Annotated in this window: 14 protein-coding genes; 4 read left to right on the top strand and 10 right to left on the bottom strand. The window is 62.1% G+C overall.

The features are described from left to right. Positions 1-6: 6 nt before the first annotated feature. Together QCE79_RS06645 and QCE79_RS06640 are read right to left on the bottom strand one after the other, a co-directional pair. Positions 7-1,929 (bottom strand): PrkA family serine protein kinase, encoded by a 1,923-nt coding sequence (locus QCE79_RS06645; protein WP_244827879.1) that lies wholly within the window; start codon positions 1,927-1,929, stop codon positions 7-9. 419 nt (positions 1,930-2,348) lie between these two features. Beyond that, positions 2,349-2,891 (bottom strand): hydratase, encoded by a 543-nt coding sequence (locus tag QCE79_RS06640; protein WP_404989131.1) that lies wholly within the window; start codon positions 2,889-2,891, stop codon positions 2,349-2,351. Here QCE79_RS06640 and QCE79_RS39310 point away from each other — a divergent pair. After that, positions 2,886-3,212 carry a hypothetical protein gene (locus QCE79_RS39310; protein ID WP_404989129.1) on the top strand — a complete coding sequence of 109 codons (327 nt, stop codon included), beginning with the start codon at positions 2,886-2,888 and terminating at the stop codon, positions 3,210-3,212. The genes QCE79_RS06640 and QCE79_RS39310 overlap by 6 nt on opposite strands. 50 nt (positions 3,213-3,262) lie before the next feature. Here the strand turns inward: QCE79_RS39310 and QCE79_RS06635 are convergent, their stop codons facing one another. The 7 genes from QCE79_RS06635 to QCE79_RS06605 all read right to left on the bottom strand — a co-directional run bounded on the left by QCE79_RS06635 (position 3,263) and on the right by QCE79_RS06605 (position 11,831). Beyond that, positions 3,263-4,987 carry a methyl-accepting chemotaxis protein gene (locus tag QCE79_RS06635; RefSeq protein ID WP_309842838.1) on the bottom strand — a complete coding sequence of 575 codons (1,725 nt, stop codon included), beginning with the start codon at positions 4,985-4,987 and terminating at the stop codon, positions 3,263-3,265. A 207-nt stretch (positions 4,988-5,194) separates the two neighbouring features. Further along, positions 5,195-6,142, bottom strand: a complete 948-nt coding sequence (gene rbsK / locus QCE79_RS06630) for a ribokinase (protein ID WP_309842835.1) — start codon at positions 6,140-6,142, stop codon at positions 5,195-5,197. A gap of 26 nt (positions 6,143-6,168) precedes the next feature. Then, on the bottom strand, positions 6,169-7,188 hold the full coding sequence (locus QCE79_RS06625; protein WP_244827883.1) for a LacI family DNA-binding transcriptional regulator: 1,020 nt from the start codon (positions 7,186-7,188) through the stop codon (positions 6,169-6,171). Between the two features lie 235 nt (positions 7,189-7,423). Further along, positions 7,424-8,422, bottom strand: a complete 999-nt coding sequence (locus QCE79_RS06620; protein ID WP_244827884.1) for an ABC transporter permease — start codon at positions 8,420-8,422, stop codon at positions 7,424-7,426. After that, a complete protein-coding gene (locus tag QCE79_RS06615; RefSeq protein ID WP_244827885.1) occupies positions 8,423-10,012 on the bottom strand; it encodes a sugar ABC transporter ATP-binding protein in 1,590 nt (529 codons plus the stop codon). A gap of 289 nt (positions 10,013-10,301) precedes the next feature. Next, positions 10,302-11,264, bottom strand: a complete 963-nt coding sequence (locus QCE79_RS06610) for a sugar ABC transporter substrate-binding protein (protein ID WP_309842830.1) — start codon at positions 11,262-11,264, stop codon at positions 10,302-10,304. 285 nt (positions 11,265-11,549) lie between these two features. Further along, complete coding sequence (locus QCE79_RS06605; protein WP_244827887.1) at positions 11,550-11,831, bottom strand: hypothetical protein; 282 nt, start codon at positions 11,829-11,831, stop codon at positions 11,550-11,552. Between the two features lie 309 nt (positions 11,832-12,140). Between QCE79_RS06605 and QCE79_RS06600 the strand changes: the two genes are divergently transcribed. The 3 genes from QCE79_RS06600 (at position 12,141) to QCE79_RS06590 (ending at position 14,153) form a co-directional block, all read left to right on the top strand. Beyond that, positions 12,141-12,443, top strand: coding sequence for a PsiF family protein (locus QCE79_RS06600; RefSeq protein ID WP_244827888.1), 303 nt, complete (start codon positions 12,141-12,143; stop codon positions 12,441-12,443). Between the two features lie 235 nt (positions 12,444-12,678). Continuing rightward, positions 12,679-13,161 carry a hypothetical protein gene (locus QCE79_RS06595; RefSeq protein ID WP_250464863.1) on the top strand — a complete coding sequence of 161 codons (483 nt, stop codon included), beginning with the start codon at positions 12,679-12,681 and terminating at the stop codon, positions 13,159-13,161. A 401-nt stretch (positions 13,162-13,562) separates the two neighbouring features. Beyond that, entirely contained in the window at positions 13,563-14,153 is a 591-nt protein-coding gene (locus QCE79_RS06590; protein WP_244827890.1) for a YSC84-related protein, read from the top strand. Between the two features lie 125 nt (positions 14,154-14,278). Here the strand turns inward: QCE79_RS06590 and QCE79_RS06585 are convergent, their stop codons facing one another. Beyond that, positions 14,279-15,346, bottom strand: coding sequence for a glycosyltransferase family 4 protein (locus tag QCE79_RS06585; protein ID WP_244827891.1), 1,068 nt, complete (start codon positions 15,344-15,346; stop codon positions 14,279-14,281). Between the last annotated feature and the right edge of the window lie 22 nt (positions 15,347-15,368).

The following is a 15,368-nucleotide window of genomic DNA, read 5'->3' as shown; positions in this document are numbered from 1 at the left end:
TCCTGCTTACGACGACTTGCGCACGCGCAGATACCAGTCGCAGAGCAGCCGGACCTGCTTCGGCGTATAGCCTTTCGCGACCATGCGATTGACGAAGTCTTCATGCTTGCGTTGCTCTTCGGCCGAACCTTTCGCATTGAACGAAATGACCGGCAGAAGTTCTTCGGTGTTCGAGAACATTTTCTTCTCGATCACCACCCGCAGCTTCTCATAACTGATCCACGCCGGGTTCTTGCCGCCATTGGCCGCCCGCGCACGCAACACGAAGTTCACGATCTCGTTGCGGAAATCCTTCGGGTTGCTGATGCCTGCCGGCTTTTCGATCTTTTCCAGTTCCGCATTGAGCGAGGCACGGTCGAAACTTTCACCGGTATCGTGATCGCGGAACTCCTGGTCCTGAATCCAGAAGTCGGCATACGTCACGTAACGGTCGAAGATGTTCTGTCCATACTCCGAATACGATTCCAGATAAGCAGTCTGAATTTCCTTGCCGATGAATTCAGCGTAGCGCGAAGCCAGCACGTCCTTGATGAACGACAGATACTTCTGCTCCGTCTCCGGCGGAAACTGTTCGCGCTCGATCTGCTGTTCAAGCACGTACATGAGATGCACCGGATTCGCCGCGACTTCCGACGAGTCGAAGTTGAAGACGCGCGACAAGATCTTGAACGCGAAGCGCGTGGACACGCCTGTCATGCCTTCGTCCACACCGGCAAAGTCGCGGTACTCCTGATACGACTTCGCCTTCGGGTCCGTGTCCTTGAGGTTCTCGCCGTCGTACACCTGCATCTTCGAAAAGAGGCTGGAGTTTTCAGGTTCAGCCAAGCGCGTGAGCACGGCCATCTGCGCCATCATCTTGAGCGTGCCGGGCGCGCATACCGCCTCGGCCAGCGACGAGTTACGCAGAAGCTTTTCGTAGATCTTGACCTCTTCGCCGTAGCGCAGGCAATACGGCACCTTCACGACGAAAATACGATCGAGCAGTGCCTCGTTGTTCTTGTTGTTGCGGAACGCCTTCCATTCCGACTCGTTCGAGTGAGCGAGAATCACGCCGTCGAAAGGGATCGCGCCGAAGCCTTCCGTGCCCTTGAAGTTGCCTTCCTGCGTAGCCGTCAACAACGGGTGCAACACCTTGATCGGCGCCTTGAACATTTCGACGAATTCGAGCATGCCCTGATTGGCGAGGCACAGGCCACCCGAATAGCTGTATGCGTCCGCGTCGTCTTGCGAATAGGTTTCGAGTTTGCGGATATCCACCTTGCCGACGAGCGAGGAGATGTCCTGATTGTTCTCGTCGCCAGGCTCGGTCTTGGCAATGCCGATCTGACGAAGAATGGAAGGATAGCGACGCACCACGCGGAACTTGCGGATGTCGCCGTTGTACTCGTGCAGGCGCTTCACGGCCCACGGAGACAAAATGCTCTTGAGATAGCGGCGCGGAATGCCGTATTGCTCCTCGAGCACGGGACCATCTTCGTCGTAATCGAAGAGGCCAAGCGGTGATTCGTTGACGGGCGAGCCCTTGATCGAATAGAACGGGACGCGCTCGGCAAGCTGCTTCAAACGTTCGGCGATCGACGACTTGCCGCCGCCCACCGGACCCAGCAGATACAGGATCTGCTTCTTCTCTTCCAGACCCTGCGCCGCGTGCCGGAAATACGACACGACGTTCTCGATCACTTCCTCCATTCCGTAGAACTCACGGAATGCCGGATACACCTTGATGACCTTGTTCGCAAACACACGCGAAAGCCGCGGGTCGAGTCTCGTGTCGACGAACTCGGGTTCCCCGATGGCCGTCAACATACGTTCGCCCGCTGTTGCATATGTGGCAGGATCTTCCTTGCAGAGCGCGAGATACTCTTCGAGCGAGAATTCCTCCTCGCGGGTTTTTTCGAAGCGGGTCGCGAAACTGCTGTAGATATCCATGCTACCTCCTCGCCGAAGTCAGAAAGCTATGCCGTGCGCAACGCGCGTAATCGAAACGACATCGCTTGAATTCATCCTAAACCCTTTCGAATTTTTTTTCACGCACTTGCGAAGCTATCCATCTGAGAAGAAGTGCTAGCTACACGAATTATTTTCGGTGCCCTACAATCCTCATCCCAATCTCCTCTTTTGCACATGGTCTTGCGCGGCGTTCTCGCCGCCTGTACGCATGACCGCGCTTTTGTCACTCTCACCCTGCCTTCATCCGCCAGCATCGTTGGGCGCCGTACGCTGTTGTTTCCTTCTCATGACTCATACGTGCGCGCATGCATGTCAGATGCAATAACGCGGCTGTTGTGGCAATAACCGCGCGTGGCGTGTGGACTCTATGAACGCGTGGTGCGACGTGACATGAAGCGTCAGGTAAGAACGAGTTCGAGCTCGCCGATGCGGTCGATCGCGCCATGCACCATCGCGGGACCTTCCACGCGATAAGCGCCCGTATAAGAACCCGTGGTGATGGTCCAGAACGGTTCGACCGTCAGTCCCATGCGCGAACAATGATTGACGAGCCACGGCAGCAAGACGCGCGGATCGCCCGCTGGATTGCCTTGCGCGGCCGGAGCAATCGGCAGGCCATCGAGTGTCAATTCGATACGCGGCGACAAGAAGTCGAAGCCCGCCGATACGACCTCATAAGGCTCCATGCCGCTCACGATAAGCGCGCCGTTGTTCTGCGAATCGGCAAGTTGCGCGAGTGGGTCGACGTTGGGCCATTGCGCTAGGCGGCTATCGACGATTTCGAGTGCGACCGCCATGCCGCCCAGTGCGTCGAGGACTTCGGCGTGGCTGTAAGGGTCGCTACGCGGCGGCAGCGCGTAGGCGAAGCGAAACGCTATTTCGAGTTCCACCAGTACGTGAAAAAACGAGTCGAACGCGAGTCGCGCAGGCGATACATGCACGAGGTCTGCATCGATGGGTGCGCCTGCGGCGAGCGCATCGGGCGCGCGGGCGCCGATCTTCCATGCGCCGATGCGCGCGTTTGCCGCACGCAGCGTCTCGTGCTGGATGGCATAGGCCGTGGGCGCGTCGGCGGGAATGTCGCGCGGCGCAAGCGTCTCGATGCTCCGATGCTGCCGGCGCGCGTCCACAAGCTGTGCGGCGAGTGTCGATCCGGTCATGTCGATAGTCCTCGTATGCAAGATGATGCGGTGGCATCAGTGTACGGGGACGCGCTCGATGATGGCGACAGGTGCGTCTTGCGTTCGCACCTCCGGCTTTAGACTTGGCGCCGCCATGCGCGCGACGGCGAAGTTCCGTTACCGCAGCGGGCTCAAAACGTCTCCCAATCCCCGCTTGCAGCCGCCGCTGCAACCGCCGGCGTGGCAGCCGGCTTTGCTGCCTGCGAAGGCTTGGCGGGGACGGGGCGCTTGCTTGCCGCCACAGCCGCTGGCTTGCGCGTAACGCGCCTGGCGGCGCTCACCGAAGCCGAAGCCAAAGGCGCATCCGCGCTGAAACCCTCATTTACCTGAAACACCGCAACCGCCTGACGCAAACGTCCCGCCTGATCTTCCAGCGATTGCGCCGCTGCTGCCGCTTCCTCGACGAGCGCGGCATTCTGCTGCGTCACTTCGTCCATCTGCGTGACCGCAAGCGACACCTGGTCGATACCACTCGACTGCTCCTCCGACGCCGCCGCGATCTCGCCCATGATGTCGGTCACGCGCTGCACCGCGCCGATGATCTCGTTCATCGTGCGGCCCGCTTCATCGACGAGCGTGGTGCCCGACTGCACACGCGCCACCGAGGTATCGATCAACTCCTTGATTTCCTTCGCCGCCGCCGACGAACGCTGTGCAAGCGAGCGCACTTCTCCCGCGACCACCGCGAAGCCGCGCCCTTCCTCGCCCGCGCGGGCCGCTTCCACGGCTGCGTTGAGCGCGAGAATGTTGGTCTGGAACGCAATGCCCTCGATGATCGTGATGATGTCCGCGATCTTCGACGAACTGCGGTTGATCTCGCCCATGGTATCGACGACCTGCCTGACGACCGTGTTGCCCTTGCCCGCGATCTCCGACGCGTTGGCCGCGAGCGCGCTTGCCTGACGCGCATTGTCGGCGTTCTGACGGACCGTGCCGGTCAGCTCTTCCATGCTCGACGCGGTTTCCTGCAACGCGGATGCTTGTTCCTCGGTACGCGACGACAAATCGGTATTGCCGGCGGCGATCTGCTGCGTGGCCGATGCGATCGATTCGCTGCCCGAGCGCACGGTGCGAACCGTCGTCAGAAGGCTTGCGCGCATCTTGGCGAGTCCTTCGAGCAATTGCCCCATTTCGTCGCGCGAAGTGACCACGACTTCACGGCGCAGGTCGCCCGCGGCAATCGCCTCGAAATGGCCGAGCGCGGCTTCGAGCGGGCGCGCGATGGCGCGTCGGAGCGAAACCCACGCGAACGCCGCCGCGGCCAGCCCGAGCGCGATGGCAGACATCGCGACCGCGCGGAACCACAGAAACTGGCTCTGCGCGTCTTCGTAGCTCTTGTGCGAGGACTCGGACAGGAACTTGCGCAGCGTTTCGTTGGCGTTGGCGTAATCGTTGTAGATCGCCTGCATCGACTTGGCGGAAGCGATGATCGCGTCGTGGTCGTTGGCGGCAACGGCCTGGAGGCCCTTGTCGAGCTCACGCTGCAGTTCGAGACGTTTGGCCTGCGCCGCTTCCGCGAGGCGCGCTTCGCCGGACTCTTGCGGCAGCGCCGTGTATTGCTTCCAGAAGCCATCGGCGCGCTCGCGCATCAGGCGTGAACGCTCGATGGTCGCCGCGACTTCCGCCGTGCCCGCGAGCAGCGCGCCGCGATCGAACACGAGCCGTTCGCGCATGGCGTACATCTCGGTGTTGCCGACGGCGATGGCGCTCGGCATCTGATTCGAGTAGGTATCGAGAAACGCGGTGTTCGAGTGATTCATGCCGCTGAGGCCGAGCGCCCCGATGGCGATCAGCAGCGCGCCGAGAAACGCCATCGAGATGCCGATGCGCGCCTTGATGGTCAAAGCCTTGTTCATGTGTCGTCCCATGCCGCTCGTCAATGCGGTCGTAGCCAGGTGAGGGCCGGCGCGCGCGGAGAGTCGCCGCAACCGATTCGCGTAGCGGCGCTTCTGCGCTCGCTTACTATGTAAACGGCGCGAAAGGGACTGGCTTGAGGATATTTATTTCATCAGACGAAAAGAACGGCGCAAGCTACGCGCCGGTTTTCAGTGAAAACTGAACACTTATGCGGAAATTTCGCTGCGATGCGGAATCGAAGGCTGCGCGCCCTCACGCGTGACCGCAAGCGCGGCGGCGCGCTGGCCGAAACCAATGGCGTCGAGCACCGCCGAGCCGCGCGCGAGTTCTGCGGCAAATCCGCCGATGAAGGTATCGCCCGCCGCGGTGGTATCGACAGCCTGCACTTTCGGCGAAGGCAAGTGCTGGCCGCCGTCGTCACCGTTACCGTCTGATTCGAGCAGCGCGAAGACGCCCTGCCCACCGAGCGTCACGATCACGTTGCGCGCGCCTTTTTGCCGGAGCGCGTGCGCGGCGCGGCGCGCATCGTCGGGTGTGGAAATGGCAATGCCCGACAGCGTCGCGGCTTCGAGTTCGTTCGGAATCAGATAATCGACGAGGCCGAACCAGTCGGCCGGCAACTCGTTCGCGACGGGCGCGGGGTTGAGGATGGTCGTGCGCTGCAGGCGCCGGCCGGCGGCAAGCGCCGCGCGCACCGTGTCCGGCGGCGTTTCCAGCTGGCAAACGATTACGTCGGCGCGCGCAAGAAGCGCCTCTTGAGACGCGATGCTCTCGGGCGTCACCTGAGCGTTGCTGCCCGCCACGATCACGATGGCGTTCTGGCTCGCATCGTCGACGATGATGAGCGCGACACCCGTCGGCGCGTCGGTGCTGAGAGCCACCGTGGCGCAGTCGATGCCTTCCGCCTCAAGACTCGTCTTGAGCGTCGCACCGTTGCTGTCGTCGCCGACGCAGCCGATCATCGCGACCTCCGCGCCCAGACGCGCGGCCGCCACCGCCTGATTACCGCCCTTGCCGCCCGGCACTTGCGCGAACGCGTGGCCTGCGAGCGTCTCGCCGGGTTTCGGCAAACGCGGCGCGCGTGCGACCAGATCCATGTTCAGACTGCCGACCACGGTGACGCGGCCTTGCTTGGCTATTGACTTGTCGCTCATTACGCTCCTTGTGTTGCTTCCCACGTCTATCCGGCGCGTCGCGCCTCGTGCACGACCGCCGTCGATTCGCGCCGCACGAGACGCGGCGCCACGACGCGCCGCCGCGTATTGCCCGCGAGCTTGCCGGTGATCCGCTCGATCAGCGTTTGCGCGGCCATTTCGCCGAGCGCGCGCACCGACTGTCCGACGGTAGAGAGCGCGGGATACGTGTACCGCGAGAGTTCGACATCATCGAAACCGATGATCGAGCAATCCGTCGGCACGTTGATATGGCGTTCCGCGGCCGCCCGCAATGCACCGATGCCCATCATGTCGTTGCACGCGAAAATGGCCGTCGGCTTCATCGAGTCGAACAGTTGCGATGCTGCCGCGTAACCGCCTGTCGCCGAGAAATCGCTCTGCACGATCGCGTTCGGCTCGATCTCGATACCGCGTTCGGCCATCGCGCGAATGAAGCCATGCAGACGCATAGCGCTCACCGCCGTCGCGACCGGCCCGGTAATGCAGCCGATCTCCGAATGCCCGAGTTGCAGCAGATGCCGCGTGGCGAGATACGCGCCCTTCTCGTGATCGATCTGCACGAGATCGGCCGTGACGCCTTCGATATTCCGGTCGACGATCACGAGCGGTTCGCGCGATCCGGAAAGGCTGTGCGCGAGCACCGAATCCTCACCCGCCGATGCAATGACCAGCCCGTCGATGCGCTTTTCCTGCAGCACGCGCAGGTAGTGGCGCTGCTTCGCGGGATCGTCGTCCGAATTGCAGAAGAATACGCAATAGCCGTTCTTCGCGCAGCCGTCCTCGACGCCGCGCGCGAGTTCCGCGAAATAAGGGTTCGTCGCGTTCGGCACCAAGAGGCCGATGGTCGCGGTGGATTTCGCCTTCAGCGAACGCGCGACGGCCGAGGGCACGTAATCGAGTTCACGAATTGCCCGTTCTACTTTCGCCCTGACATCGGCCGATACCGGCCTCGAATTGTTGACCACATGGGACACCGTCGTAAACGACACCCCGGCAATGGCTGCCACGTCTTTTATCGTCGCCATACATCGTCCTTCGCTATCTTTGTGCTGCTGCTCTCTTATTTGAAATAGGCGTTCGGTGCGCACTGGCCTCGCGTGCGCTTTTTGGTTTCGCTGTTCCCGTCAGCTACGGCGTAATGCTGCCGCTTCCCCGATCGCCCTGGTCTTTGCTGCATGCTACCTGTCATCCCGGCGCGCCCCGTGCGCGCCGTACTGCCTTACCCTTTGCTCCTTGGTCGAATTCGCCTGGCGCTCCCCGTCAAGCCCGCTTACGCCTGCTGCGATACGTGTCGAGCACGACCGCCACCACGATCACCGCCCCGGTGATGATGCGCTTGGTCGGTTCGTTCGCGCCGATCTGCGCGAGCCCCGCCGCCAGCACGGAAATGATCAAGACCCCGAAGAACGTGCTGATGACCGAGCCGCGCCCGCCCATCAGACTCGTTCCGCCGATCACCACCGCCGCGATCACCTGCAACTCCAGCCCCGCGCCGCCGTTAGGGTCGGCGGCTTCGAGGCGCGAAATCTGAAATAGCGCGGCGAGCCCGGAGAGCGCGCCCATCAACGCGAAAACGATTACCTTGTAAGGACGCGGATTCACGCCCGCAAGCCGCACGGCTTCCTCGTTCGTGCCTATTCCTACGAGATATCGGCCAAAAACCGTCCGAGTCAAGACCAGGTGCGCAATTATCATCACGGCAACCGCGATCACGAACGACGGCGAGATGCCGAAAGCGATCGGATTCGACAGAAAATCGAAGGCGTCGCCGATATACGCGGTCCGCGAATTGGTCATCTGGTAGGCGACGCCGCGCGCCGCTTCCAGCACGCCGAGCGACACGATGAACGACGGAATGCGCCACGCCACCGTCACGAGCCCGGTCAGCGTGCCCGTCAGCGCGGCGGCGGCCATGCCCATCAGCGCGGACGGCAACGCGGGCCAATGCCACTTCAACGCGGCGACGCTCACGACCGATGCGCCGAGCGCCAGGACCGACCCCACCGACAAGTCGATTCCCGCGATGATCAACACGAAGGTCATGCCCACCGACATCACGACCAGATCCGGAATCTGGTTGGCGATGGTGCTGAACGTCTCGTAGGTGAGGAAGTGCGAACTCAGCACCGAAAACAGCGCGATCATCGCGGCGAGCGCGCCGACGAGACCGAGGTAATTCGAAAAGCCGAGCCGCGTGCCGATGCCCTTCGGACTCTTCGGCGCATCGGCTGGCAGATTGGCTTGAGTCTGACCGGTCATTCAGTGCTCCACTTTTTGGTCTTGTTCGGGCGGCTTCGCGTCCGGCGCGAGCGGCTCGTGCAGCATGGCTTCGCGTTTCGCATAGCCCGCGAAGGCTGCGGCAAGCAGCGCATCCTGCGTCCAGTTGGCGCGCTCGAACACGCCCGTCATCCGTCCCGCCGACATCACGCCGATACGGTCGCAAATCAGCATGAGTTCGCGCAGATCGCTCGACACGACCACGAGCGCGCGTCCTTCGCGCGCCAGTGCGCCCATGAGCCCGTAGATATCGAACTTCGCACCCACGTCGATGCCGCGCGTCGGTTCGTCGAACAGGAGCACGGTGCAGTCGCGGGCGAGCCAGCGGCCGATCACCACTTTCTGCTGATTGCCGCCCGACAGTTCCGAGACGGCCTGCGCCGGCCCGGATGTGCGGATACGCATGGCGTCGATCTGCGTCTGCGCGAGCGCGGCTTCGCGCTTCGTGTCGATCACGCCGTGACGCGACACCGCGTCGAGATTACCCAGTGAAACGTTCGCGGCGATAGGCAAGCCAAGCAGCAGGCCCTCGCCCTTGCGGTCCTCCGTGATGAGCGCGATGCCGTGCTTCACCGCATCCGATGGCGAATTCACGGCAACGGGCCGCAACGCCTGCCCGCCGTGCGCAATCGAGACCGTGCCGGAATCCGCGCGATCCGCGCCGTAAATCAGGCGCATGAGCTCGGTGCGGCCTGCGCCAATCAGCCCGCTCACCCCGAAAATCTCGCCCGCCTTCACTTCGAAGGAGACGTCGCGCACCACGCTGCCGCGCGTCATGCCGGCGACCTTCAGCGCCACGCCGCCGATTCTTCTCTCGCCCAGGTCGATACGCTCGCCGAGTTCGCGTCCGACCATCAGCGTGACGAGCCGATCGCTCGACAGTTCGGCCATTGGTCCGAGATGCACGAGACGCCCGTCGCGCAGCACGGCCGCGCGCTCGGCAACGCGGCGCAATTCCTCGAGCCGGTGCGAGATGTACACGAGCGCGACGCCGCGCGCTTTCAGGCGGTCGATCTGCTCGAACAGCAAATCGACTTCGCGCGCGGTGAGCATGGCGGTCGGTTCATCGAGGATCAGCACGCGGCAATCGCCGATCAGGTTGCGCGCGATCTCCACCATTTGCTGATGCCCGATGCCGAGCGCACCCACGAGCGTGTCCGGGTCGATGGCGTCGAGCCCGACTTGCGCCATTGCGTGGCGCGCATCTTCAGCGAGCTTCTTGCGGTCGATCCAGCCAAAGCCGCCTTTTTTCGGCAGGCGGTTGAGGAACAGGTTTTCCGCAATCGACAAAGTCGAAAGCAGATTCAGCTCCTGCATGACCATGCGCACGCCGAGCGCTTCGGCCTCGGTGCGGCTTTGCGGCGTGTACGGCTTGCCGGCGAGCGTCATCGTGCCGGCCGTGGGGTTCACCAGGCCGCCGATGATCTTCGACAAGGTGCTCTTGCCCGCGCCGTTCTCGCCCGTCAGCGCGAGCGCTTCGCCCGGCACGAGGTCGAGCGTGACGTCCGCGAGCACCGGCTCGACATAGGTCTTGCCGACGCCGCTGACTGTCAGCACGCTGGCATCGTTCACGTCGTTCGCTCCTCGAAAGGGGCGCCATGGAATTGGCTACGCATCCTCGCTGTGTGTTCCGCTTGGGGCCCGACGGCTTGGCGCAAAGCGTCGCGCAGGCAAGGGCCTACGTCGACGTTCAAACGCGCTCGTTCGTGCTTTATCGGCATGAAAGCCGCGAAACTTGAATGGACCGAAGCTCGCGCATTCATGCCGAAGTGAAGGTTTGCGCCCGCTCCGTGTTCCGGCGGGCGGAGCTGACTGCTGCATCGCCGCGTGCGACGACAGGCAGCAGCTCGTCATGTCATGCCTACTTCGTGATCAGTTCGACCGGCGTTTCCACGACCGTCGACAGCTCCGACTGCTTTCTCTTGCCGGAAATCGCCTTCAGCGCCACGTCGATCCCGAACACCGCCTGTTTTGCGGCGTATTGATCGGCGGTGGCGAGCACACGGCCGTCCTTCAACATCGGCTTGATGGCCGTGATGTTGTCGAAGCCGACCACCTGCACCTTGCCCGCCTTGCCCGCCGCGCGCACGGCCGACACCGCGCCGATCGCCATGTTGTCGTTATCGCACAGGAGCGCCTTCACGTTCGGGTTCGCGTTCAGGATCTGCGAGGCGACCGCGTTGCCCTTGTCGATTTCCCAGTCGCCCGACTGCAGCGCGACGACCTTCATGCCGCCGCCTTCCATCGCGTCCTTGAAGCCGGCGCTGCGCGCCTGCGAATTGGTCGTCGTGGTCACGCCTTCGACGATCGCCACTTCATCGCCCTTCTTCAGATGCTTGGCCAGATAGTCGCCGACCTTCTTCGCGCCCTTGCGGTTGTCCGGACCGACGAACGGCACGTTCAGATTCTTCGACTTCAACACGTCCGGGTCCAGCCGGTTGTCGATATTGACGACGATGATGCCCGCGTCCGCCGCCTTCTTGATCACCGGCACGAGCGCCTTCGAATCCGCTGGCGCGATGATGAGCGCGTCGACCTTGGAGACGATCATCTGCTCGACGATGCGAATCTGCGCGGCGGTATCGGTTTCGTCCTTGATGCCGTTGGTGATGAGATCGAACTGGCCGGAGTTGTGTTGCTGATAATCCTTCGCGCCGTTTTCCATGGTCAGGAAGAACTCGTTGGCGAGCGACTTCATGACGAGCGCGACCTTCGGCTTGGCCGGCGTCTGCGCAAAGACGGACGACGATGCGAACGGCAGCGCGGAGCACGCGATCAGCGCGACGGCGGCCGACAGCACGCGGCGGCGGATGTTTCGATTCATGGATCTCCTCCAGTACTTTCGTTTTGAGTTGTCTGGGCGAAACTGATTCTGGTCAATCTCATAGCCTGACGAGCGTTGGCAAACGCGAATGTCCAGTCGCTGCTTTCAACGCTGTTCAACGTTTGCCCGCCGTCGATTCTCGTTGCGAAGCGGCGTCGGGTCAATCGGGCTAACGTGTAGTGGGCGCTTTGAACATGCGCCGAAATGATGGCTCGACCGCATTCGCAAGAAGAAAGCCGCCAGCCGCGGCCGTTGGCGGATGCAATGTGCTTGCGGTCAAGGGTTTCAAAGGTCTTCCACCGACTCGCCTTCGATCTCGTTGTCGATGATCTTGCGCGCGTAGTCGATGCCCGCGCGCACCGCGTCGATCGGGCTTTCGAAAGGTTCCTGATCGGGCACGCCGAACATCGCGGTGCGGCCGCTGTCGCCGTGCGCGCTGCGGGATATCGTCGTGACGATATCGAAATGGCGCGGACCGTCGTCGGGTTCGTCACGCTCCTTCGCGCGTCGCAAAGCCTGCACCTTGATTTCGAAACCCTTGTAGTGATCGGATAGCGGAGTGGACATGCGCGTGCTCCTTGTCGTTGGTGGCGGCCGTGGGTAGGACAGCCGTCTTTTCTGAATGCTGCACTAAAAACTCTCGAGGCGTCCATGAACATGCCGGTCTTACAGCGAGCTGCATACGCGCGCTCTTTTGCCTTATCGCGAAAGCCGTTTGCAAGGCGTATTCCCTCTCGCCTCCCGATTTCACCCGATGCCACACATCAGTGATATTCGGTTTGCCATAATGCACGGGCGGATGGCGCGTGCTTGTCAGGAGCGCATCCGGCATTCGTCGTCCAAAGAACAAACTTCATTCAAATCAGGGAGCGTCACATGATCATTCGAGCCACCGCCCTTGCAGCAGTCATCGCTGTTTCCAGCCTCACGATCAGCGCGAGCCCGGCGTTCGCCGCCAACAGCCAGCAATCGAAGATGACCGACTGCAACAAGCAGGCAGCCGACAAGAAAGGCGATGAGCGCAAGGCGTTCATGAAGAGTTGTCTGTCGTCGTCGGCGCCCGCCGCCGCGCCCATGACCCAGCAAGAGAAGATGACCGCGTGCAATGGTCAGGCATCCGGCAAGAAGGGCGACGACCGCAAGGCGTTCATGAAGAGCTGCCTCAGCAACAAAGGCTGATTGCCGGCATTGCGTAATGCGCCGCGCGGCATCGCGCGGCGCCCATCCTTCGCCACTTGCTGCTTGGGGATATTGCACTGCTGCTTGGGGATATTGCACTGCACCCAAGCAAATGATTCGCACCGTCGTCTTTTTCTCCTAAGATGGCGCGAAGGCGGCCCCCCAATATTCGAAGAAACACGCCATCGGCCGCCGCTCGTCTAGCGGGGCGTCATGCCTCGCACGGAGGCAATGGATGGCATGGAGACACAAGAACCGCTGGTTCAGGCGGTGGCTCGTCACGATCACCTTCTGGCTCGTGCCGGTGATGATCGTCGCGGTCAACGAAGTACGCGACGAAATGGCCTACAACACGGTCGATCTGCAAAAGTCGCTATCCACGTGGGAACTGACCGATGCCCAACGCGCATCGGGCGCCGCGGCCCGCTGTCATGGCGCGCCCGACGAAGCGCGGGCCGCCGGCTGTCCCGCCGACATCCTCAGCGCCAATGCGGGCAAGCATCAGGAAGCGCTCGACGAATACGATCATCGCAAATCCACGCTCGCGGGTTATCTCTGGCACGCGTTCGTCGGCTACTGGGTCGTTCCTGCTGCATTTTTGTTCGTGCTCGGCATGGTAATCGGCATCATTCGACGACTGCTACGGCGTACGCCAGGCGAGCAAAACGCTTCGGCAGCCGCGCCCGCGTCCAAAGTAAAAACGACAAGTCACCCTTGAAGCCGGGTCGGGAACGGTCGTTGCTACTGGTGACAGCGGCCGCGGCGTAACATCGACGGCCGTGCGGTGAAATAAATGCAAGCCATACGGAAACGGTTCGGGCGAAAACGCGCTGTCAGGTCTTTCCAATCGAGCGGTTTCCGGGTGAGCGTTGCGCTGTATCGCATGACGAAGGTTTTAGTCGTGTAGCTACGCAACAACGATATCAGTGACAGATTGGGAGTAAGCTTGCCAAGTCAAAGTTACCGAAGGGAGCGGCGGCACTGCGCGCGGGTTGGTTCGAAGCAATTTTTCGGGTCATCCGGCGGGGTCTGGTGGTTGCACGGTGCTGTGCTATAACTTGGCGAACCTCACCCTCCCGATCTAATGGGGTTTCCCAAATTCCACGATGGAGAACAACGATGCAAAGACGAAACTTCATGCTCAAGTCGACGGCTGTGCTGGCACTTGGCGGCCTCACGCTGGCGGGATGTACGACCAATTCCAACACGGGTCAGGAAAAGGCTGCAGGCACTGCTGATGACCGCCGCTCCATCGACGCGGACGTCGACAGCGCAATCCAGCGCCTCTATTCGACCGTCGCCGGTTCGCGCGAACTGGTCGCCAAGTCGCGCGGCATTCTGGTGTTTCCGTCCGTCATTCAGGCTGGCTTCATCGTCGGCGCGCAATATGGCAAGGGTTCACTGCGCGTGGGCGGCGGCACGGTCGGCTACTACAGCACGACCTCCGGCTCGTTCGGCCTGCAGGCAGGCGCGCAGTCGAAGTCGCTGATCTTCCTGTTCATGACGCAAGACGCGCTCGACAAATTCCGCAATTCGGACGGCTGGTCTGCCGGCGCGGATGCATCCGTGGCACTCGTGAAGATGGGCGCAAACGGCGCGGTGGATACGAACACGGCCACCAGCCCGGTCGAGGCGTTCGTGCTGACCAACGCCGGCTTGATGGCCGACGTATCGCTGGCAGGCACGAAGGTGACGCGCCTGAAGATGTAAAAGCCGGCTCGCGCGGCCTGGCCGCGCGTTTTGCTGCTTTTGGCGTCGACAAAGCATGACCGCCGTGTGTCGCGACCTGATGGTCGCGGCACACGGCGGTTTTTTTGTGCTTTCGCGTTGCGGACTTAAGTCGTCGCGCGATCGATAAGCTTGAAGCGCGAGCGCTTCTGCGCGCGCACGACGGACTGATACGCATCGATATACTGCCGCGCCATCCGGTGCGCGGTGAAGCGCTCCTCGAAACGCTTGCGCACGCCTTCGCGCGACAGCGTATGCAGCCGATTCACGGCGGCGACCGCACCGATCTCGTCTTCGACGATGAACCCCGAGACGCCCTCGTCCACCACTTCCGGCACGGCGCCGCGATTGAACGCGATGACGGGCGTGCCGCACGCCATCGACTCGATCATCGCCAGACCGAATGGCTCCGGCCAGTCGATCGGAAAAAGCAAGGCATGTGCGCCCGATAAGAACTCGGCCTTCTGACTGTCGTTGATCTCGCCGATATATTCCACGTACGGCAACTTGAAAAGCGGCGCGATCTCACGTTCGAAGTATTCGTGGTCCGCCGCGTCCACCTTGGCGGCGATCTTGATCTTCAAGCCACAACGCCCGGCAATGCGAATGGCCGTATCCACGCGTTTTTCCGGCGAAATGCGCCCGAGAAATGCGAGATATTCTTGCTTGACCGGTTGCGGTTCGTAGAGCTTTTCCGGCAGCGCGTGATAGACCGTCGTCACCCACTTCGCCTGCGGCAGCGGATGACGCTGCGCATCGGAGATGGACACCACCGGCGCGGTGTTGAAAGTATCGAAAACCGGCTGCTGCTCGGGCAGATCGAGCCGGCCATGCATGGTCGTGAGAAACGGCGTGTCCTGGCGCTTGAACAGCGAGAACGAGTAGTAGTCCATGTGGAAGTGCAGGACATCGAAGTCTTCCGCGCGGCGGCGCACCATTTCCAGCAGCAGCATGTGCGGCGCGATGCGGTCGCGAATGGCCGGGTCCAGACGCAACGCGCGCGGCCAGACGGCTTCGAGATTCGCCTTGGTTTGCGAGTCGCCGGTGGCGAAAAGCGTGACTTCGTGACCGAGCTCGACGAGCGCCTCGGTCAGATACGAGACGACGCGCTCCGTTCCGCCGTACAACTTGGGCGGCACCGATTCCGTCAACGGGGCAATCTGGGCAATTCTCATCGTTCTCGTCTCCCTGTCGGCC

Origin of the sequence: Caballeronia sp. LZ003 (assembly GCF_031451465.1) — a bacterium.
Lineage (GTDB): Bacteria > Pseudomonadota > Gammaproteobacteria > Burkholderiales > Burkholderiaceae > Caballeronia.
This window is presented reverse-complemented; position numbering and strand designations above follow the sequence as displayed.

Excerpts from the sequence above, each read along its gene's own strand:
- QCE79_RS06645 (WP_244827879.1), bottom strand. The coding sequence starts at position 1,929 with ATGGATATCTACAGCAGTTTCGCGACCCGCTTCGAAAAAACCCGCGAG.
- QCE79_RS39310 (WP_404989129.1), top strand. The coding sequence starts at position 2,886 with ATGCACGAGGTCTGCATCGATGGGTGCGCCTGCGGCGAGCGCATCGGG.
- QCE79_RS06635 (WP_309842838.1), bottom strand. The coding sequence starts at position 4,987 with ATGAACAAGGCTTTGACCATCAAGGCGCGCATCGGCATCTCGATGGCG.
- rbsK (WP_309842835.1), bottom strand. The coding sequence starts at position 6,142 with ATGAGCGACAAGTCAATAGCCAAGCAAGGCCGCGTCACCGTGGTCGGC.
- QCE79_RS06625 (WP_244827883.1), bottom strand. The coding sequence starts at position 7,188 with ATGGCGACGATAAAAGACGTGGCAGCCATTGCCGGGGTGTCGTTTACG.
- QCE79_RS06620 (WP_244827884.1), bottom strand. The coding sequence starts at position 8,422 with ATGACCGGTCAGACTCAAGCCAATCTGCCAGCCGATGCGCCGAAGAGT.
- QCE79_RS06610 (WP_309842830.1), bottom strand. The coding sequence starts at position 11,264 with ATGAATCGAAACATCCGCCGCCGCGTGCTGTCGGCCGCCGTCGCGCTG.
- QCE79_RS06605 (WP_244827887.1), bottom strand. The coding sequence starts at position 11,831 with ATGTCCACTCCGCTATCCGATCACTACAAGGGTTTCGAAATCAAGGTG.
- QCE79_RS06600 (WP_244827888.1), top strand. The coding sequence starts at position 12,141 with ATGATCATTCGAGCCACCGCCCTTGCAGCAGTCATCGCTGTTTCCAGC.
- QCE79_RS06595 (WP_250464863.1), top strand. The coding sequence starts at position 12,679 with ATGGCATGGAGACACAAGAACCGCTGGTTCAGGCGGTGGCTCGTCACG.
- QCE79_RS06590 (WP_244827890.1), top strand. The coding sequence starts at position 13,563 with ATGCAAAGACGAAACTTCATGCTCAAGTCGACGGCTGTGCTGGCACTT.
- QCE79_RS06585 (WP_244827891.1), bottom strand. The coding sequence starts at position 15,346 with ATGAGAATTGCCCAGATTGCCCCGTTGACGGAATCGGTGCCGCCCAAG.